Origin of the sequence: Streptomyces sp. NPDC008150, from assembly GCF_042956945.1 — a bacterium.
Classification (GTDB): domain Bacteria; phylum Actinomycetota; class Actinomycetes; order Streptomycetales; family Streptomycetaceae; genus Streptomyces.
On the sequence record NZ_JBIBHJ010000009.1, the window covers coordinates 14,276 to 32,142 of the forward strand.

Annotated in this window: 20 protein-coding genes and 1 tRNA gene; 9 read left to right on the forward strand and 12 right to left on the reverse strand. The window is 70.0% G+C overall.

The window, feature by feature from the left end; translation table 11 throughout:
• The first annotated feature begins 3 nt into the window (after positions 1-3).
• The 6 genes from ACFZA0_RS21990 (at position 4) to ACFZA0_RS22015 (ending at position 5,720) form a co-directional block, all read left to right on the forward strand.
• Complete coding sequence (locus tag ACFZA0_RS21990) at positions 4-1,584, forward strand: NADH-quinone oxidoreductase subunit M (RefSeq protein ID WP_391019534.1); 1,581 nt, start codon at positions 4-6, stop codon at positions 1,582-1,584.
• Entirely contained in the window at positions 1,581-3,104 is a 1,524-nt protein-coding gene (locus ACFZA0_RS21995; RefSeq protein WP_391019537.1) for a proton-conducting transporter membrane subunit, read from the forward strand. The genes ACFZA0_RS21990 and ACFZA0_RS21995 overlap by 4 nt, the downstream gene beginning before the upstream one ends.
• A gap of 260 nt (positions 3,105-3,364) precedes the next feature.
• On the forward strand, positions 3,365-4,228 hold the full coding sequence (gene htpX, locus ACFZA0_RS22000; RefSeq protein WP_391019538.1) for a zinc metalloprotease HtpX: 864 nt from the start codon (positions 3,365-3,367) through the stop codon (positions 4,226-4,228).
• The gene (locus ACFZA0_RS22005) at positions 4,225-4,617 is read left to right on the forward strand and encodes a YccF domain-containing protein (protein WP_391019541.1); all 393 of its coding nucleotides are present in this window, start codon (positions 4,225-4,227) and stop codon (positions 4,615-4,617) included. Before htpX ends, ACFZA0_RS22005 begins: the two co-directional genes overlap by 4 nt.
• Positions 4,618-4,693: 76 nt before the next feature.
• Positions 4,694-5,275: an SMI1/KNR4 family protein gene (locus ACFZA0_RS22010; RefSeq protein WP_391019544.1), complete on the forward strand. Its 582-nt coding sequence runs from the start codon at positions 4,694-4,696 to the stop codon at positions 5,273-5,275.
• Positions 5,276-5,453: 178 nt separating this feature from the next.
• Entirely contained in the window at positions 5,454-5,720 is a 267-nt protein-coding gene (locus ACFZA0_RS22015) for a GlsB/YeaQ/YmgE family stress response membrane protein (protein ID WP_391019546.1), read from the forward strand.
• Positions 5,721-5,798: 78 nt separating this feature from the next.
• On the opposite strand, the gene ACFZA0_RS22020 is transcribed toward ACFZA0_RS22015, so the two are convergent.
• A complete protein-coding gene (locus ACFZA0_RS22020; protein WP_391019548.1) occupies positions 5,799-6,287 on the reverse strand; it encodes a YajQ family cyclic di-GMP-binding protein in 489 nt (162 codons plus the stop codon).
• 336 nt (positions 6,288-6,623) lie between these two features.
• On the opposite strand from ACFZA0_RS22020, the gene ACFZA0_RS22025 reads away from it, so the two are divergent.
• Positions 6,624-6,705 (forward strand) — tRNA-Tyr (locus ACFZA0_RS22025).
• A gap of 152 nt (positions 6,706-6,857) precedes the next feature.
• On the opposite strand, the gene ACFZA0_RS22030 is transcribed toward ACFZA0_RS22025, so the two are convergent.
• The 7 genes from ACFZA0_RS22030 to ACFZA0_RS22060 form a co-directional block, all read right to left on the reverse strand.
• Positions 6,858-8,222: a tyrosine-type recombinase/integrase gene (locus ACFZA0_RS22030; protein WP_391019551.1), complete on the reverse strand. Its 1,365-nt coding sequence runs from the start codon at positions 8,220-8,222 to the stop codon at positions 6,858-6,860.
• Positions 8,219-8,428, reverse strand: coding sequence for a helix-turn-helix transcriptional regulator (locus ACFZA0_RS22035; RefSeq protein WP_391019554.1), 210 nt, complete (start codon positions 8,426-8,428; stop codon positions 8,219-8,221). Before ACFZA0_RS22035 ends, ACFZA0_RS22030 begins: the two co-directional genes overlap by 4 nt.
• Before the next feature lie 245 nt (positions 8,429-8,673).
• A complete protein-coding gene (locus ACFZA0_RS22040; RefSeq protein ID WP_391019557.1) occupies positions 8,674-10,092 on the reverse strand; it encodes a phage/plasmid primase, P4 family in 1,419 nt (472 codons plus the stop codon).
• Positions 10,089-10,514, reverse strand: a complete 426-nt coding sequence (locus ACFZA0_RS22045; RefSeq protein WP_391019560.1) for a hypothetical protein — start codon at positions 10,512-10,514, stop codon at positions 10,089-10,091. The genes ACFZA0_RS22040 and ACFZA0_RS22045 overlap by 4 nt, the downstream gene beginning before the upstream one ends.
• Positions 10,511-11,398 (reverse strand): bifunctional DNA primase/polymerase, encoded by an 888-nt coding sequence (locus tag ACFZA0_RS22050; RefSeq protein WP_391019563.1) that lies wholly within the window; start codon positions 11,396-11,398, stop codon positions 10,511-10,513. The genes ACFZA0_RS22045 and ACFZA0_RS22050 overlap by 4 nt, the downstream gene beginning before the upstream one ends.
• Positions 11,395-12,045, reverse strand: coding sequence for a DNA cytosine methyltransferase (locus tag ACFZA0_RS22055; protein WP_391019565.1), 651 nt, complete (start codon positions 12,043-12,045; stop codon positions 11,395-11,397). Before ACFZA0_RS22055 ends, ACFZA0_RS22050 begins: the two co-directional genes overlap by 4 nt.
• Positions 12,042-12,719 carry an SAM-dependent methyltransferase gene (locus ACFZA0_RS22060; RefSeq protein ID WP_391019568.1) on the reverse strand — a complete coding sequence of 226 codons (678 nt, stop codon included), beginning with the start codon at positions 12,717-12,719 and terminating at the stop codon, positions 12,042-12,044. The genes ACFZA0_RS22055 and ACFZA0_RS22060 overlap by 4 nt, the downstream gene beginning before the upstream one ends.
• Positions 12,720-12,820: 101 nt before the next feature.
• On the opposite strand from ACFZA0_RS22060, the gene ACFZA0_RS22065 reads away from it, so the two are divergent.
• Complete coding sequence (locus ACFZA0_RS22065) at positions 12,821-13,753, forward strand: HNH endonuclease (protein ID WP_391019571.1); 933 nt, start codon at positions 12,821-12,823, stop codon at positions 13,751-13,753.
• Between the two features lie 36 nt (positions 13,754-13,789).
• Positions 13,790-14,368, forward strand: a complete 579-nt coding sequence (locus tag ACFZA0_RS22070) for a hypothetical protein (protein ID WP_391019573.1) — start codon at positions 13,790-13,792, stop codon at positions 14,366-14,368.
• Positions 14,369-14,400: 32 nt separating this feature from the next.
• Here the strand turns inward: ACFZA0_RS22070 and ACFZA0_RS22075 are convergent, their stop codons facing one another.
• From ACFZA0_RS22075 to ACFZA0_RS22090, 4 genes are all read right to left on the reverse strand, one after another.
• Positions 14,401-14,880 (reverse strand): hypothetical protein, encoded by a 480-nt coding sequence (locus ACFZA0_RS22075; protein ID WP_391019575.1) that lies wholly within the window; start codon positions 14,878-14,880, stop codon positions 14,401-14,403.
• Between the two features lie 14 nt (positions 14,881-14,894).
• A complete protein-coding gene (locus ACFZA0_RS22080; protein WP_391019578.1) occupies positions 14,895-15,083 on the reverse strand; it encodes a hypothetical protein in 189 nt (62 codons plus the stop codon).
• Positions 15,083-15,373: a hypothetical protein gene (locus ACFZA0_RS22085; RefSeq protein ID WP_391019580.1), complete on the reverse strand. Its 291-nt coding sequence runs from the start codon at positions 15,371-15,373 to the stop codon at positions 15,083-15,085. Before ACFZA0_RS22085 ends, ACFZA0_RS22080 begins: the two co-directional genes overlap by 1 nt.
• A gap of 140 nt (positions 15,374-15,513) precedes the next feature.
• On the reverse strand, positions 15,514-17,742 hold the full coding sequence (locus ACFZA0_RS22090; RefSeq protein ID WP_391019583.1) for a cell division protein FtsK: 2,229 nt from the start codon (positions 17,740-17,742) through the stop codon (positions 15,514-15,516).
• Between the last annotated feature and the right edge of the window lie 125 nt (positions 17,743-17,867).

A 17,867-nucleotide genomic window follows, 5' to 3' on the forward strand; every position in this document is an offset into this window, starting at 1 on the left:
GGCGTGATCGATATCAACGAGTCCGTGATGCAGGTCCTTCTGGCGTTGATCGTGGTGATCCCGCTCCTCGGCGCGGCCACCGCCCTCCTGCCGGCCCCGCCGGGACTGAAGGGGAAGTCGCCCGAACAGGCCGTGCTGCGGCACGGGGTGGTCGTCACCGGCGTCGTCCTCGCCGCCGCGATCGTCCTCGCGCTCGGCTTCGACCACGGCCACCCGTCGAGAATGCAGGCCACGACCGACATCAGCTGGATCCCTGCACTCAACGTGCGGATCCACCTCGGCGTCGACGGCATTTCCCTCCCCCTCCTGGTCCTGACCGCGCTGCTGACCTTCCTCTGCGCGCTCTACTCCTACTTCAAGCCGCCCGCGGGACCTTCCCCGAAGGCGCTCGTCGCCCTGCTCCTGCTGCTGGAGTCCGGCACCCTCGCCACCTTCGCCGTCCTCGACCTGCTGCTGTTCTTCCTCGCCTTCGAGACGGTCCTGGTCCCCATGTACTTCCTGATCGCCCGCTGGGGCGGCGCCGGGCGGCAGGCCGCCGCCTGGAAGTTCATCCTCTACACGTTGCTCGGCTCGGTCGTCATGCTGCTCGGCCTGCTCCTCATCGGGATCAAGTCGGGCACATTCGACATCGTGGCACTCGCCACTGACAACGGCCGCTCGCTCAGCACATCCGTGCAGGTCACCGCCGTTCTGGCGATCGGGATCGGGCTCGCCGTGAAGACCCCGATGTGGCCGTTGCACAGCTGGCTGCCCGGCGCCCACACCGCCGCCCCGACCGTCGGCTCGGTCATGCTCGCCGGGGTCATGCTCAAGATGGGCACGTACGGCTTCGTCCGGATCCTGCTGCCCGTCGCCCCGCACGGCTTCCGCACCTTCGCGCCGTACCTGGCCGCCCTCGCGGTCGCTGGCATCATCTACGGATCGCTGGCCTGCCTCGCCCTCGTCCGGCAGGGCGCGCGCGGCGACCTCAAGCGGCTCATCGCCTACTCGTCCGTCGGGCACATGGGCTTCGTCCTGCTCGGCATCGCCACGATGACCCCGACCGGCGTGAACGGAGCCCTCTTCGCCAACATCGCCCACGGCCTCATCACCGGCCTGCTCTTCTTCCTCGTCGGCGCCCTCAAGGACCGCACCGGCACCACCGACCTCGACACCCTCGCCGAGGGTTCCGGCGCCGCCCTCTACGGCAGAGCACCCCGCCTCGGCGGCCTGCTCGCCTTCGGCGCGGTCGCCTCGCTCGGACTGCCGGGACTCGCCGGGTTCTGGGGCGAGATGCTGGCGATGTTCGGCGCGTTCGACCCGGCGGCGGGCCTGAGCAGGCCGGCCTACCTCGTCTTCATGGCGGTCGCGGGGTTCGGCACGCTGCTGACGGCCGCCTACATGCTGCTCGTGGTGCGCCGCGTCTGCATGGGCGCGGTCCCGCAGGACACCGGCGTCGCGCACCTCGCCGACGTCCGCGCGTACGAGTTCGCCGCGTGGACCCCGCTCGTGGCCCTGACCGTCGTCGCCGGGCTCTGGCCCAAGGCCCTGCTGGGTCTCACCGACCCGGCCGTCCAGCTGCTCCTCGCAGGAGGCACCCGATGAGCGCCGTGGCGCAGCCGCTCGCCCAGTCCGTGGTCCAGTCGGTCGACTGGACCGCCGTGGCGCCGCCCACCGTCACCGCGGCCGTCGCCCTGGTCGTCCTGGTCGCCGACCTGTTCGTGCCGGCCACCCGGAAACCGCTGCTCGGCTGGGTCGCCGTCGCCGGACTGGCCGCCGCCGGCCTCACGCTGCTGCCGCTCCTGGACGGCGACCGGGCCACCTTCTGCCTGACCGGCGACCCGCGTGCGTGCAGCTACACCGTCGACCGGTTCACCCTCGCCGTGCAGCTCCTCGTCCTCGGCGGCGCGCTGCTCACCGCGCTCCTGTCGGTCACCGCGCTCAAGGACGCGCGAGGACGGCTGCCCGAGGGCGAGTTCTGGTTCCTGCTGCTCTCCTCGGCGGCCGGTGCGGCACTGCTGCCCGCGTCCCGCGACCTCGCCACGCTCGTCGTCGCCCTGGAGGTCGCGTCGCTGCCCGCGTTCGCCCTCGTTGGCATCCGGCAGGGCGACCGCAGGTCCTCGGAGGCGGCCCTCAAGTTCTTCCTGTCCTCGGTCACCGCGACCGCGGTCAGCCTGATGGGCATCAGCTTCGTCTACGCGACCACCGGCACGCTCTACCTCGGCCAGGTCGCCGCGCGGCTCCCGCACGTCGACGGGCGGTTCCACACCCTCGCCGCGGCGGGCGTCGTCCTCACCCTCGTCGGCTTCGCGTTCAAGACCGCCGCCGCGCCCTTCCACTTCTGGGTGCCCGACACCTACGTCGGCGCCCCGCTGCCGATCGCCGCGTACCTGTCCGTCGTCGGCAAGGCGGTCGGCTTCTCCGGGCTGATCCTCGTCACCGTCGTCGCGTTCCCGTCGTACTCCGACGCCTGGGGCCCGGCGGTCGCGGCCCTGGCGGCGCTGACCATGACCGTCGGCAACGTGGCCGCACTGCGCCAGCAGGCCGCACGCGCGTACAGCGCGGTACGGCTGCTCGCCTGGTCGTCGGTCGGCCAGGCGGGCTACCTCCTGGTGCCGATCGCGTCCGCCGCGTACGACGGCCAGCCGCGCGTGGCCGTCGGTTCCACCGTCGCGTACGCGCTCATGTACGCGGCGGTGAACCTCGGGGCGTTCGCCGTGGCCGCGCTCGTGGGACGTACCGCCGCCCGCAACCGCCTCACCGACTACCGCGGCCTCTACGCGTCCCGTCCGCTCGCGGCACTGCTCCTCGGCTTCTTCCTGCTGTGCCTCGCGGGGCTGCCGCCCGGCGTCATCGGGCTGTTCGCCAAGGTCACCGTCTTCTCGGCCGCGGTCGATGCGGGCCTCGGCTGGCTCGCCGTCGTCATGGCGGTGAACGTCGTGATCGCGCTCTTCTATTACCTGCGGTGGACCGCCCTGCTCTTCCGCGGCCCCGCCGAGACCCCCGCGGGACACCGCGTCCCGGCCCCCCTCACCGCGGCGCTCGCCCTCACCGGCGTGGTCGGCGTCGCGCTGTCGGGCGCGCCCCAGCTGGTCCTGCGTCTCGCGGACACCGGCCTGTTCTGATCCGGCGCCCGGGGCCGCCGCGGAAGCCGCGCGGCCCCGGCAACGGCCGCCCGCACCGGGCGCCCCGCCGCCGGTCCGTCACCTGGACGGCCCACCCCGCGGCCGCCGCGCGCCGGGGAACTGGAGTGCCCCGCCTGGCGTTGACCAGTACGGGAGGGTCCACTGGGTATGACACCGCCTTACCCGTGGCATCAGAAGATCAGCAGGCAGATCGGCAAACCAAAGAGGGCTCCCCTGCCACACCGCTTGGAGGGCGTACCGTGCACCGCCGGCACAACGGGCTCAGGACAGCGGTCCTCCTCGGGGGACTGTCCGCGCTCATCATCGTCATCGGCAGCTTCTTCGGCCGGACGGGACTGATCGTCGCCGTCCTCATCGCGCTGGGCACCAACGCCTACGCGTACTGGAACAGCGACAAGCTGGCGCTGCGCGCCATGCGCGCCCGCCCGGTCAGCGAGTTCGAGGCGCCCGCCCTGTACCGCATGGTGCGCGACCTCTCCACGCAGGCCCGCCAGCCCATGCCCCGGCTGTACATCTCCCCGACCGAGGCGCCCAACGCCTTCGCGACGGGCCGCAACCCGCGCAACGCCGCCGTGTGCTGCACCGAGGGCATCCTGCGCCTGCTGGACGAGCGCGAACTGCGCGGTGTCATCGGCCACGAGCTCAGCCATGTCTACAACAGGGACATCCTGATCTCGTCGGTCGCCGGCGCCCTGGCCTCCGTGATCATGTTCCTGGTGAACTTCGCCTGGCTGATCCCGGTGGGCCGCTCGGACGACGACGACGGCCCCGGCATCATCGGGCTGCTCCTCGTCATGATCCTCGGCCCGTTCGCCGCCACCCTCATCCAGCTCGCCATCAGCCGCTCCCGGGAGTACGAGGCGGACGCCTCCGGGGCCCAGCTGACGGGCGACCCGCTCGCCCTCGCGAGCGCCCTGCGGAAGCTGGAGACTGGAACCAAGCAGCTTCCGCTTCCGCCGGAGCCCCGCATCGAGACCGCGAGCCACATGATGATCGCGAACCCGTTCCGGCCCGGTCAGGGGCTGTCGAAGATGTTCTCCACGCACCCCCCGATGGGTGAGCGCATCGCCCGTCTAGAACAGATGGCAGGTCGATCCCGGTGAAGACACTCCTGAACGTCATCTGGCTGGTCCTGAGCGGCTTCTGGCTGTTCCTCGCCTACCTGCTCGCGGGCGCACTGCTCTGCGTCACGATCATCGGCATCCCGTTCGGCATCGCGGCCTTCCGCATCGGCGTCTACGCGCTGTGGCCCTTCGGGTACCGCGCGGTCGAACGGCACGACGCGGGAGCCCCCTCCTGCGTGGGCAACGTCCTGTGGCTCGTCCTGGCCGGCTGGTGGCTGGCCCTCGCCCACATCACGACCGGCATCGCCCTGTGCATCACGATCATCGGCATCCCGTTCGGCATCGCCAACTTCAAGCTGGTCCCCCTCTCGCTGTTCCCCCTCGGCCGGGAAATCGTGCGCACGGACCAGCCGTTCGGGGCGCGCTGACCCGTCCCGCCGTCCACGGCGCGAGAGTTGTCCACAGGCCCGGGCCGCTGTCGGTCCGGGCCTGCATCATGAATCCATGACCGAGACCGAGCAGTTGCTGGCAGCGGTGGCCGCGAAGGCCCGCGACACATCCCCGTACGGCTGGGACCGTCTTCCCGACCCCGCCGACGCGGACACCCTGGCCCGCGCCGAGGAGTCCCTGGGCTTCCCGCTGCCGCCGCTGCTCGCCGAGCTGTACCTGCGGGTGGGGGACGGCGGTTTCGGCCCGGAGTACGGTCTGCTGCCCCTGCTCGACAACGCTCCGGCCGGCGAGCCCGCGGCGGTCAGGCAGTACCTGGCGAACCGCGAGGCGGCCAGGAAGGACCCCGAGGACCACTGGCCCGAAGGGGTCCTGCCGATATCCCACTGGGGCTGCGCGATGTACGCGTGCGTGGACTGCCGTTCCCCCGAAGCCACCGTGCTGCTCTTCGAACCGAACGCGGGCGACCTCGACCACGCCTGGTTCGTGGACGCGCCGAGCCTCACGGACTGGCTGCGCGCCTGGCTCGACGGCACCGGCTGGTACGAGGAGGTGAACGACGGCCTGGAGCTCACTCCGTGGCAGCCCCGCGGCCCGCAGACCGAGGGGACGGGTGCTCCGCCCCTGCCGGCCTCTTGACCGCCGGTCCGCCCGCCGCGACCCGACGGCGCAACCACACACGCACCCGCCCGCGTCCTCAACATCAACACGGCACGCCCGGCCGGTGACCGCGCGCAGCCCCTCAACAGAGCGCGGCGGGACGGAAGTCACAGGTCCGGGACAGTGCGGGCACAGCGGAGATGGGCAGGTTCACGGCATGGGCATCATCAGCTGGATCATCCTCGGGCTCCTGGCCGGAGCCATCGCCAAGGTGCTGCTGCCGGGCCGCGACCCCGGCGGCTTCGTCGGGACCACCCTCATCGGCATCGCCGGAGCGTTCATCGGCGGCTGGATATCGTCGAAGTGGCTCGACCACCCGATCAGCAAGCACTTCTACGACGGCGCCACCTGGGCGGCCGCGATCGGCGGCTCGCTCGTGCTGTTGATCATCTACCGCGTCCTGTTCGGCAACTCGCGGGACTGACGCGGCCCTGGCTCATCACGGACGCGGGCGGGAAGGGGGCACCCCTGGATGCCCCCTCGTCCCGCAACCGGCGCCGCTCTACCGGTAGTTGACGAACTGCAGGGCGAAGTCGAAGTCCTTGCCCTTCAGGAGTGCGATGACGGCCTGGAGGTCGTCGCGGTTCTTGGAGCTGACGCGCAGCTCCTCACCCTGCACCTGGGCCTTGACGCCCTTGGGGCCCTCGTCGCGGATGATCTTCGCCACCTTCTTGGCGTTGTCCTGGGAGATGCCCTCCTGGATCTCCGCGAAGATCTTGTACTCCTTGCCGGAGAGCTGCGGCTCACCGGCCTCCAGCGCCTTCAGCGAGATGCCGCGCTTGACCAGCTTGGACTGGAAGACGTCGAGGACGGCGTTGACCCGGTCCTCGGAGTTCGCCTCCATGAGGATCTTCTCGCCGGACCAGGCGATGGACGCGCCCACGCCCTTGAAGTCGTAACGCTGGGAGATCTCCTTGCCCGCCTGGTTGAGGGCGTTGTCGACCTCCTGCCGCTCGACCTTCGAGACGATGTCGAAACTGGAGTCGGCCATGTCCTGTGGCTCCTTGAAATCGGGCGCGCGCGGGGCGCGTCGGCGTACGTGGGGCGGCCACCGGGCCCGCACGAGCCCCCGGCCGCATCCGCACAAGCCTATGGCCTGTCGTCGGCCCTCCGCCCGCCCCCGCCAAGGCACGCACACCCTCCGCCACCCGGGCCGCGCCCACTGCGGCAACCCCCTCCGGCCAGGGCATGGGACCCGCTCCGGGGTCCGTCCGCCGGGCCTCCGGACGCAGATCAATCGAGTGGCGGAGCACCCCTGTCCATCGGGTATCGTTTACGTCGTTGCCACGGAGCACCGCCGAAAAGCGGCGCGACGAGCAGCAAATCTGGCGGTGTGCCCGAGCGGCCAAAGGGAGCAGACTGTAAATCTGCCGGCTCAGCCTTCCCAGGTTCGAATCCTGGCGCCGCCACGTTAAGACGAGGGGCCCGTGACCTGCTGTTAAAGCAGGTCACGGGCCCCTCGTCGTGGGCGCTACGGACGGGCTGGCTGTCTCGCACTGTCTCGCGTTCGAACGCCGTGTCTCGGAATCTGTGGACGGGGCGTGGACGGGATCGCGGGGCGTCAGCCGCGAAGTTCCAGCCGGGCCGAGATCTTGGCATTCGCTGCCTCGTCTCCGCCCTGAAGGAACTTCGCGTACACGCGGAAGAGGACGCCCACGCTGTGGCCGGCCCGCTCCGCCACAAGCTGTGGCTCCACACCGGAGCTGAGCCACGTCGACACCGCGGCGTGACGCAGGTCATAGGGCCGCTTGGCCAGTGCCGAATCGAACTCCGACGCGGTGAGCGCGCGCGTTCGAGCCCCCGCCCACACTTCGCCATAGCCGGTGTCCTGGATCAGTCCGCCCCGCGACGTCTGGAAGAGTCGTCCGTCCGGTGCCGTGCCGTACGCGGTCACGTGCCAACGCAGCAGGGCAACCAGCTCGGGCGGAATGGGGACGCGCCGGACCGCCTTGCGCGGGCGGTGCTTGAGCCCTCTCCGGTCGTGTGGCTTGCCGCTGTCCGTCCATGCCGCCCCGGAGCGGGGACGGGTCTCTCTGAGGTTCAGCAGCCCCCACCCGCGCCGCGGGAGGTCGCAGTCACGGAAGCGCAGCCCGATCACCTCGGCCGGCCGTGCAGCGGCGAAGTACATGCAGCCGAAGAACGCGGCGAGACGACGTCCCCGGGGACTCTGATCCCGCACACCGGCCAGCAATTTGGCCGCCTGTTCCGGATTGGGGACGCACGCGGGATCGACCTCTTCGACCACCTGCTCCGGGGCTTTCCACTTGATGCGGGTGAGCGGATTGTCGGAGAGGAGTTCTGCTTCCACGGCGAACCCAAGGGAGTTGTAGAAGATCGCCCGCTTACGGCTGATGGTCCCCGGTGCCGCTGTCTGCCCGTCCAACTTCCGTGAGATGGCCCGGAGACTGCTCCGGATCAGCACGAGATCCGAGAGAACCGACGTTGCCAGTGACTTGCGCTCGAACCAGGCCAGGACTTTGGCGACGTCGGCCGGGGTTTCCTCGTTCCACCGGTTCTTGTTGAAAGCCCAGCCGTACAGGGCAGTTCGAACGAGCCGGGCGTCAGCCATGCCCTTGGTGTCCTTCACGAACACCGGCGTCACGGTCGCCATCGCTTCGGCGAGCGTGCGCCGTGTTGAAGCGGGGGAGTCGTCCCACTTCATCGCGATGTAGTTGCGTGCGTGCTCGTACCAAGAGACGTCGCGGTTCTTGGTGACACGGGACTTGGGCAACCCAGTCTCGATGTCGAAGGGTTCGCCTTCGCGGGCGGCAGTGATGAGCTGCGCGCGCTTGCTCTCAGCCAACCCCAAGGTGAGAAACGACTCGGAGTGCGGGCGTTCACCCACCTTCCAGCGGAGTTGGTAAGGCTTCCGGTAGTCGCGTTTCCGGATCGCCCAAATCTTGACGGTGTAGCTCCACTCGGTCACGCGACTTCCATTTCATCCTTGAAGGTGTCCAGGACACTGCGGCGAACGCAGATGCGACCGGAGGGGGTGCGACGGGCTTCCGGGCCGTAACCCTGGTTGCGCCAGCGATACCAAGTGGCCCGGCTGATGCCGATCTCGTCCAAGGCGTCGCTCAGCGGCACCAGTTCATCCTTCGGCGTCCGGCGCCGGCGGGTGGGCGTACTCATGCGGTGATCTCCTTGGGCTGAGGAGAGAGCAAAAACGAAGGCAGTTGGCGCCACAGTCCCGTGGGTCGCGGACCATCGCGGACCACCCCTTTTGACCTGGGGTTTTGTTGACGTGGTGTCCGGACCATCGCGGACCACCGGTGGACGCGTGGTCCGCGATGGGCCCGGTTTTGGGGTTGGCGAATGCGCAGGTCAGACAGGGTGGTCCGCGATGGTCCGCGACCCAACGGAATGTGGGCGGTGCTCTACTCGGACGCGTTCGGCGCGGGGCGTAGTCCGATGCCGGTGTAGGTGCGGACGCGGTTACCGCCGTCGCGAGGACGGGTGAGGCTGAGCTGAGGAACGACGGAGAGGAGGTTGCGGCCGAAAATCTGCTTCGTGCCGTGGCGAACGCCGTTGTCCTCGGTCCACTCGCGCCAGACGTTCCACAGGTCGTCCACGGCGACGGTGCTGGCAGGCCCGGTGGTGCAGCGTTCGCGGATGAATGCGCTGGTGGGCGAGGCGGTGTCCTGCATGGTGGTGATGGCTTCCCGGCTGGACGGTGGCTGTGTGATCCGTCCGTTGCGCTGGAGGCGGGCCAGCCCTTCCAGCGCCCAGTTGAGAATGCCGGGCATCTCCGCGGTGAGCCGGTCGGTGAGGGAGGGGTCTTCCTGACCAAGCCAGGACACGCGCATGCTGAGCAGGATGAACCGGTTGGCGATGACTCCGGATGAGTCGCCGAAGTGCGGCAGCTCGTTGGACAGGACCATCAGCCGGGAAGGCACGCGCCCTGTCCAGGGTTCGCGGAACTTGCGGTCGATGTCGATCGTGTCGTCACCGGAGATCGTCAACAGCCGTTCCACGACCTGGCTGTTGTCGTTGCCGGACAGACGGGCGTCCGAGATGACCGCGAGGGACTTGCCGATCAGCGTGGACAGGCCGAAGTTCGTGCCCAGCCCTGCCAGGGTCGGGCCGGCGAGGTTTTCCTTGCCTACCAGGGCTTTCAGCACACGGGCGATGGTGCCCTTCCCGGACCGCGTAGGGCCGACGATGAGCAGGATCTTCTGTTGGTCGGTGCGCCCGGACAGGACGTATCCGAACCACTCCTGAAGCGCTGCGATGGTGTCGGGGTCATCAGGCCAGAGCTGCGCGAGGAACCGTTCCCACGTGGGCGCATTCGCGTCGGGGTCGTAGGCGAACGGCACGGAGACGAGGTTGAAGAACTCCGGGCCGTGCGGGAGCAGCGCCCGGTCCCGGATGCGCAGAAGTCCGTTCTCACAGGCCACGATGGGCCCTTCGTCCTGCCCTGTGGAGCCTTGGTCATCGATCCACGCGGGGACGTCGGTGTCCGTGGGCAACAGGGTGATTGCCCCCAGGGCGTCGAGAAGGTTGCCGATCTTCTGCTTCGTCGGGGCCCACGGATGCTGCTCCGGCTCGCCCTTCTTGTTCGGCTGGACGTAGACGACGTGTTCCAGGCGCTCGTACATGGCTTTGCGTACCTGGGCGTCGTCGACCTCCCGCCAGGAAGAGCCGTTCCAGCGCATCCATGACGCCCGCCAGCGTCGGCACACGAGCCGTCCGTCCTCGGTCTGCCAATCCGTCAGCAGCCGACGGGCAACGGCCAACGGGTTGGTGGGCGAGGGCAGTTCCTCGGTCTCCGTGTCCGTGACAGGGCGGGGCATCATGCGGCATCCCTCCCTTCAGCGAGCGGGACGGGCACTCCGGTGCATACGCTCCGGTGGGCGTCGTAGTCGGCGACCAGAGCGGCCACGGCGTGAGCCCCGATCGCGGTGCCGGTCTGCCCGCACGTACAGGCGTAGGCCGCGGTGGGGGTGTCCCCGTGGCGCGTGGACCAACGGGCCCCGTCCTCGTGATGCCGGTAGACCGGCGGGGCGTAGATCCGGATGCCGGGCCGCTCCGGTGTCGGGTCGGGGGTGCGGTGGCGTGCCTGGTTGCTGCGGTACCGGTTCGGGCGAAGGGCAATGGGGGCGCCTTCGGCGACGTCCTTCGGCCCGCCCACGGCCGGCCGGACCGGGCCCGGCGGGGCGGGGTGCGGCACGGCGGCGGGCAGGGGCTTGCCTTCCAGGGAGGGGGCAGGGGTGCTCATGCCGATTCCCGGGTGCGGGCGGTGCGTTGAGAACTGTCCAGGGCACTGCGGATGGTGATCCGGCACTCGGCAGCGGTGAGCCCCGCCGCCTGCCCCGCCCCTTGGAAGGCATCCTCCGCGGTCTGCCGGGGGAGGTCGCCCCACGCGACGAACCGTCCCACCTTGAAGGCGCACCGGTTCAGGGTGGCGTTGCGCCGCCCGTCCGGGGCCGCGGCAACGACCGCGCATTCGGCTTCGAGTGCAGCCACCGCCGCCCTGCTCCCGTCCGTCACGGTGACCCGGAACGGACCCACAGGGGCGGCCGGAGCGGGCTGCAGGATGCTCAGCAGCCATCCGGGCACCGGGGCCGTCCTGGGGCCGCACAGGGACTCGTACATTCCCGCGGGAGTGAGGCTTCCCGCCGCGACGACGTACCCGCCGGCCGCGCGGGTGTCGACCAACTCCCCAACGGTTCCTGCCGTGTTGGCGAGGCGTACCCGGTCCGGGGCGATGAAGTACAGGTGCTCACCACGGCTCGCGGTCCGGACCCGGTAGGTGTCGGGGACGGAATGTCCGGCGCGCTCGCAGAGCGCTTTGAAGGTGGTCGCGCCGTGCGCGTCCGTACTGCTGTTGTCCTTGGGCGCGTCCAGGTCGATGACCAGCAGCCGGGAGGGTCCGCAGGCGATACCGACGTTGTACGGGCCCCGTGACCAGGCGGCGCGGATGCGGTCGGGGTCGCAGGTGGCGCGGTCCTCCCACTTGCGGTGCCCGCCGACGCAGGGCCCGGTGCCGGGGCACCGGGACTCGCCGTGCAGGGCGGGCCGCTTCGTGCCGGGCCGCAACGGGAAGACTCGCCAGCCCTGTTCGGCTGCGGCGAGAGCGGCGTGCAGGAGTTGTGGGTTCATGCGGCGGCGCTCCCTTCGAGGGTGAGGAACTGTGCGGCGATGAAGTGGGTGTAGGCGGGGGGAACGGCTTTGCGAGCTTCGCGGTTGGTCATCCAGGCGCAGCCCATGGCGTCGGCGTAGGCGCGTTCGCCTTTGTGCTCGAAGGCGAGCAGGGTCTTGGGGTGCCAGCAGGGCGGGAGCAGGTCCCCGCCGCCGCCCCATGACGTTTCGAAGGCGCGGTGGCGGCGGATGTTGAGGGCGAACTGGGTTCCGCACAGCAGGTAGTCCGGGCGCAGGATGCCGGCGGTGGCGGTTTCGGGGACGTTCTCCATGACCCAGGGGCGGCCGGTGGCCTGCATGACCTGGCGTCCGGGCCCGATCAGGTCAGGGTGATCGGCCGGGTTGCCGCGCCACCTGGTGACAGTGGCGTAGCGCTCGCAGGGCCAGGACCCGTGGACCAGGTCGAAGGCGTGCCCGTGGCGGGTGCCGTAGTCGAGCGCGTCGTCCTGGACGAAGGCGAAGGGGTAGTTGGGCTGCAGGGCGATGTCGACGCCGACGACGTCGAAGCCGGCCAGCCAGTAGCCCATCGACAGCCCGCCCGCACCGCAGCACAGGTCCAGCACGCGCAGGCCGTTCGGCCGCCGGAGCGGCAGGACGCGGCCGTTCACGCGGCCACCGCCACCGGTTGCGCGGCGAGTTGGGCGAGGGCGGCGGTGCCGATGCGCTGGGTGTAGGCGGGCGGGATGCATTCGCGGATGCCGTCGCGGTTCATCCACGGCACACCCAGGACACGCCTGGCCAGGTCGACGCCGGAGAAGTTCCCGACGAACTGCCCGTAGTGGCCCGGCGGGACGGGGCGGCCCATCTTCGCCTGCGGGACCAGGTGCGCGGCGTGGCCAGGCGCGCTGAGGGCGAAGCCGCCGCCGGGCTCGAAGAACCGGTGGCGGTAGTTGTCCAGCCCGAACATCGTCGCGCAGAGCATCACCGGCTCCCGGAGCTTGGGTGCCGCACCGCGCACGTTCTCCATCACCCACGGCCGCCCGGTCAGTTCAAGGGCGGCCCGCGTCGGGGCGATCAGGTCGGGGTGGTCGTTGCCGCGGATGCGCTGGCATTCGGTGTCGTGCTGGCACGGCGGTGAGGCGTGGATGAAGTCGAACTCCGCGCCGTGTTCGAGGACGAACGCGATCGCGTCGGCCTGCACGAACCGGAACGGGTACCGCGGCTGCGGGGCGATGTCGACGCCGGTCACGTCGAAGCCGGCCGCCGCGTACCCGGCGGCGGCGCCGCCCTGGCAGCAGTACAAGTCCAGCAGGCGGGGGCGGTTGTCGGTGGGATGGGCCATTCTTGTTGTCTCCGGTTTCCTTGGATTGGGGCCGGGGCGGGGCAGCCGTTTGTCTTTGGCGAGAGGGCGGCTGCCCCTTCTGTGGCTTTCAGGGAGTGGGTATGACGACGGCTTGGCTGGTGCTCGCGGTCGGCGATGCGCGGCAGCACGGCGGGAACGACGGCTACGACGACAACCCCAGCGAGCACTACAGCTGGGACAGCACCGTCAACAACCACGGCCAGATAGCGGTGGGGGACGTGATCGCTGTCTGGAACAAGCGCGAGCTGATCGGGATCTCGGTCATCGACGGCATCGAGGTCGGCCAGGCGGAGAAGACCCGCTACTTCTGCCCGGGCTGCAAGAGGGCGGATTTCAAAAGGCGTTCCCGCCTGACCCCGGCATGCCGCTGCAACCAGTGCGGCGCTCTCTTCGAGACCCCGGCACAGCGCACTGAGCAGGTGACGACATACCGGTCCCGGCATGCAGAGCAGTGGCGAGACGGCCGGGGAACTCTCAACGGCCGTCAGCTGCGGGCACTGTGCGACTCACCGGCCTCCCAGCTGAGCATGCGCCCGGCCCGCTGGGAGAAGCTACGTGCCGCACTCGAAGAGACTTCAGGCACCGGCTGGCAGCTCACCGCGCAACCACGCGGCGGGGCATGGCGGCCGGTCAGGGGCGGACACCGAATCGTGCATGCCCGCACCCGCATCGGCCAGCAGGAATTCAGGGAGCAACTGCTGAACGAACTGGGCGAGAACTGCGCCCTGAGCGGGCCCATGCCCCCGGCTGTTCTGGACGCAGCCCACCTCTACGGATACGCCGAAGCAGAAGAGCACTTCGAGTACGGCGGCCTGCTCCTGCGCACCGACCTGCACCGCCTCTTCGACCGCGGACAGATCACCGTGCACCCCGACAGCGGACTCATCGAGATTGCCGAAAGTCTGCGCAGCCACCCGCTGTACGGGCCTCTGCACGGTCAGGCTCCGCATGCGGAGCTCAGGCCCGAGCACAAGGCATGGCTGGCTGTGCACTGGCACGAGAACCACAGCTGAAGCAGCTTTACACACAGGCCAGTTGAGGGGGACACGGTGTCAGACGCTGTCTTCGGACTCGTTGCTGCCGGTGTCGGTGTCCTTGGGACACTGATCTCGCCGGTCTTTGCACAGAGGACCAACGCGAGAACGCAACAGGCGGAGTTCGAACGCCAGCAACAGGCTGTCCGGGCTCAGTGGGAACGCGAACGCCACGAGCAGGGGCTTCTGGTGCGCCGGGCCTGCTACAGCGAGACCAATGCCGCCTTCCGCCGCTATCGCACCCAGCAGATGGATTACCTGTGGCACGTACACCGCAACGAGGTCAACGACATCGCCAGGGACGCCCTCGAAGACGCGCGGCATGCCCACCACGCTGCATTCGCCCAAGCCCAGATGGTGGCCTCGCCAGCAGTACTTGCTCAGCTCGACGACGTGGCCAAGGCACTGTCAGAGGGATACCGCCGCACTAAGCATCTCGAAGAAGGCACCCCTGACACCGGGGACTCCTTCGAGGTGATCGAAGCGTACTTGCAGTGGATCTGGGAGCGGTGGGAGGAGATGCGCGCCGTTATGCGCGAAGACCTCGGAGAGGAAAACCTGCCCCCCAGCCGTCCCTCCTCCGGCGTCCAATAGCAGTTGGGCGCCGAAGGGTGGCCGTGATCTCCTTACCCGCTGACGCGGTTGCGCTTGATGACGGCTTTGCGGACGTGGGCGGTGGTGTTCGTCTGGCTCACGGGGCCCGCGTAGTGGTGGTTGACGTCCGGGTCCGGCTTCGCGTGCCGGGCGAGGCGGGCGAGGGCGAGCACGAGCGCGATCGGGGCGCCGAAGACGAGTCCGCAGACGATCGGGTCGGCGTACTGCGACACGTACATGAGTACGGCGCTGGTGCCGCCGACCATGGTCGTGGCGGTACCGCCGGCGAGCATGAGCACGCTCGCGTCCGTGGCGCCCTGACTCATCGGCGGACGCCCCGGCTGCATGACCGGCGGGGCGCTCCCGAACTCCGGCGCGGGGGTGTCGTCGCGGTACGCGGTCGCCTGCTCCGGGGCGGGCCGGTAGGCGTCGGCGATGATCCGCCGGGCTTCCGCGTCGGCGTCCGCGGGGGTCATCGGCCTCTCGGGCCGGATGGGCGTGGTGGGTTCCATGGGGTGCCTTCCGTTCAGCCGAGGTCGGAGAGGGCGGCGGCGCAGGCGGTGACGACGTCGTGGATCGGGCCGTAGGCGCCGGTGCCGGCGGCGAAGAACCCGAAGAGGAACAGCACGATCGCGGCGCCGCCGTTCGCGGAGCGGGTCTTGACCGCGAGGGCGGACGCGCCGCCGAACAGCAGCACGGCGGACAGGGTGAGCATCACCGGAACATCGCCTCCCGGACCGGGGTGTTGGGGGTGTCGGTGGTGCCGGCGCGGTAGATGCGGGCCCACCGGTTGTAGAGCCAGCGGCCCGCGCGGATGCGCTTGCCGGTGGCGTTGCAGCGGCGGCAGTCCTTGCCGCGCTTGGGCCGTCCCTTGCGGTCGGTCTTCAGCTTGTGGCCCATGCCGTGGCAGCGGCGGCAGTTGCCGAACGGCGAGACCGCACACAGACCGAAGTAACCGAGCGTGACGGAAAACAGGCAGGCGATAGCAGCGAGGATGGGGGTCACGAGATGCCCTCCAGGCGGTTTTCAGGGGTTTCCGCAGGTGGGCCGCTATCCGCTAGCGGCCTGATCACAGCAGGTTTGGGGCGCTAGCGGGGCCGCTAACGTTAGCGGGGGTTGCCGCTATCGTTAGCGGCCCCGGAGCCTCAGCCCGCGTCCCGCTTTCCGTCACGCTCCGCAATCGCGGTGGTGATGTGGGAGCGGTCGACACCGCGGCGGTTGACGACCTTGCCGTTCACCCGCCGGCCGACCTGCACGGTGCTGATGCCGTGCGGCTTGAGGGCCGCGGCGAGCGCGTCGGGGTCCCACCCGTCGTAGACACCCGCACGCAGGTCGGCGAGCCGGGCAACGATCGTCTCCGACCACACCTTCGGCTCATCCGCCGGGACCACGGCGAGGACGTCGGCGAGCAGGTCGTAGGCCGGCCCGCTCGTCTCTACCTCGGTCTCGCCGGTGGCGTAGCCGGTGAGGGTTCCGGCGGCTTCGCGGGTGGCGCGTGCGCGTTGGGCGATGGCTTCGGCGGCGGGTGCGTCGATGAAGACGGAGCGGACGATCCGGGCGTCGGAACCCTCACCGACGAAGTAGCAGATGCCCTTGTCCTTCCAGGCGAACATCGTGGCGCGCACGCCCCGCCGGTAGGAGGACGTGCCAAGCACCATGTCGTTCTCCAGTTGGCCCATGACCTTCAGGCACCACCGGGCGGACGCGTTCGCGCTGATCCCGGTGGGCAGCGACTTCGCGTCCGGGCGCTGCGTCGCCAGCAGGAGCACGATGCCGGTGGCCGGGCCGCGCTTGACCAGGTCGGTGCAGATTTCCTCGAACTCCGCACCGTACTTGGCGTGTTCGAACCACTTCTGGCATTCGTCCACCGTGATCACGATGGGGTGCAGACCCAGGCTGCGCTTGTCGGCGAGGGCTGAGGTCACCTTCGACTCGGGGCACAGGTTCCGGGGCAGGGAACGGATCACCTTGGCCCGGCGGCGCAGTTCCGCCCGCACCTCGCGCATGTCGGCGATCGCGTATTCGAAGTCCTCTTCGTCCTCGCCGGCGCGGTGCCGGTGGGAGACGAAGTTGCCGACCGGGTCCAGGTCGCCGGTGCCCTTCATGTCGTAGGAGTGCAGCTCAGCGCGCGGGTCCAGCGCGGCGATGAGGAGCAGGAGGCGGAGCAGGAACGTCTTGCCCATGCGGGGGATCGCGCCGATGACGCCGGCGATGTACATGAGGGTGACCTCGACCCAGCGTCCGCGCTGGTCGGTGGCGAACGCGACCGGCTTGAACAGGTCCACGCTCCCCGACTTGGCCAGGGACCAGGCGGGCGGCGCGGTCTTGGCCATGTCCTGGTCTCCGACCCAGAGCACGAGGCGGCCGGTGTGTTCGTCCGGGACGGCTTCGGGCCACACACAGCCCAGGGGGCGGCGCAGGCCGGAGGCGAGGCGGTCGCGGCGCTCGATGACGTCCGTGACCGTCACCCCGTACGGGAGGTCACCCTCCGCGCGCCAGCCGGGCCCGTCGCGGGTGATGGGTGCGGTGAACGCGAACCCGTCCCGCCCCTTGCCCTGCGCCTGATTGATCGCGGGGATGCCGAGCGCACCGAGCGCACGCAGCACGATGTCGCTGGTGAGTTTGGCCGCCTTGGGGACTTCCACCGCCCGGTGGGCAACCGGGGCGTCCGCCCGCCGGCCGGCCATGCCGAGCGCGGCCACGACCGCACCGACGGAGAGGATCTGCACCCAGTCGGGGGCGAGGACGTACACGGAGAGGGCGGCGGCGGTGCCGACGAACAGGGCGAGCACGCCCACGAGGGTGCGCAGCCGGACGCGTCCGTCGCGCTGCCGGGACAGCTTCAGGTACTCCGCGGCGTCCTCGCGGCGCACGGCGGCGAGGCGGACGGGTTCGCCCTCGCGGTCGGCCATCCACCGCATCGCTCCGCCCACGACCTTTGCCGCCCCGCCCGGGGCCTGGAAGGTGAGGCGGGCGGCGTAGACCGGGGAGCGGAGCGCGTGGTAGCCGACCGTGTGGGCGTAGTGCCGGGCGACCCAGCCGGTGGCGGTGCGCAGCTCCGCCGTGGACTTCAGCCACAGCGGGACGACCGACCTCCGGCGGGCGCCGGCGAGGCGACCGAGGTAGCCGGGACCGCCCGACTCGGGCGCCGGTCGGTCGACCATCGGTCGGGCCGACGGGTCGGCCGACTCGGGCGGGTCGGAGTCGGGCACCGCGTCGGGTGCCGGTCGGGCCGACGCGTCGGCCGACTCGGTACGGGCGTTGCGTGCCTTGTCGAGGTCGACCACGTCGGCCCCGGAGTCGGGCGACGGGTCTGGGTTCATCTCGGCTTCGAGTCGGTGGAACAGTTCACTTTCGTCGTCGGGCTGATTCACTGAGGATTCCTTCTCTCACGAGGGAGGGCCGGGCCCGACCGACGCTGTGGAGGTGAGCGGTCGGGCCCGTGAACAATCCTGAGCTGAAAAATCGGCGAAACTATCAGACTTCATTGACAGTCGGG

Excerpts from the sequence above, each read along its gene's own strand:
- ACFZA0_RS22020 (WP_391019548.1), bottom strand. The coding sequence starts at position 6,287 with ATGGCCGACTCCAGTTTCGACATCGTCTCGAAGGTCGAGCGGCAGGAG.
- ACFZA0_RS22015 (WP_391019546.1), top strand. The coding sequence starts at position 5,454 with ATGGGCATCATCAGCTGGATCATCCTCGGGCTCCTGGCCGGAGCCATC.
- ACFZA0_RS22065 (WP_391019571.1), top strand. The coding sequence starts at position 12,821 with ATGACGACGGCTTGGCTGGTGCTCGCGGTCGGCGATGCGCGGCAGCAC.
- ACFZA0_RS22040 (WP_391019557.1), bottom strand. The coding sequence starts at position 10,092 with ATGATGCCCCGCCCTGTCACGGACACGGAGACCGAGGAACTGCCCTCG.
- ACFZA0_RS22060 (WP_391019568.1), bottom strand. The coding sequence starts at position 12,719 with ATGGCCCATCCCACCGACAACCGCCCCCGCCTGCTGGACTTGTACTGC.
- ACFZA0_RS22050 (WP_391019563.1), bottom strand. The coding sequence starts at position 11,398 with ATGAACCCACAACTCCTGCACGCCGCTCTCGCCGCAGCCGAACAGGGC.
- ACFZA0_RS22075 (WP_391019575.1), bottom strand. The coding sequence starts at position 14,880 with ATGGAACCCACCACGCCCATCCGGCCCGAGAGGCCGATGACCCCCGCG.
- ACFZA0_RS21995 (WP_391019537.1), top strand. The coding sequence starts at position 1,581 with ATGAGCGCCGTGGCGCAGCCGCTCGCCCAGTCCGTGGTCCAGTCGGTC.
- ACFZA0_RS22080 (WP_391019578.1), bottom strand. The coding sequence starts at position 15,083 with ATGCTCACCCTGTCCGCCGTGCTGCTGTTCGGCGGCGCGTCCGCCCTC.
- ACFZA0_RS22045 (WP_391019560.1), bottom strand. The coding sequence starts at position 10,514 with ATGAGCACCCCTGCCCCCTCCCTGGAAGGCAAGCCCCTGCCCGCCGCC.
- ACFZA0_RS22010 (WP_391019544.1), top strand. The coding sequence starts at position 4,694 with ATGACCGAGACCGAGCAGTTGCTGGCAGCGGTGGCCGCGAAGGCCCGC.
- ACFZA0_RS22035 (WP_391019554.1), bottom strand. The coding sequence starts at position 8,428 with ATGAGTACGCCCACCCGCCGGCGCCGGACGCCGAAGGATGAACTGGTG.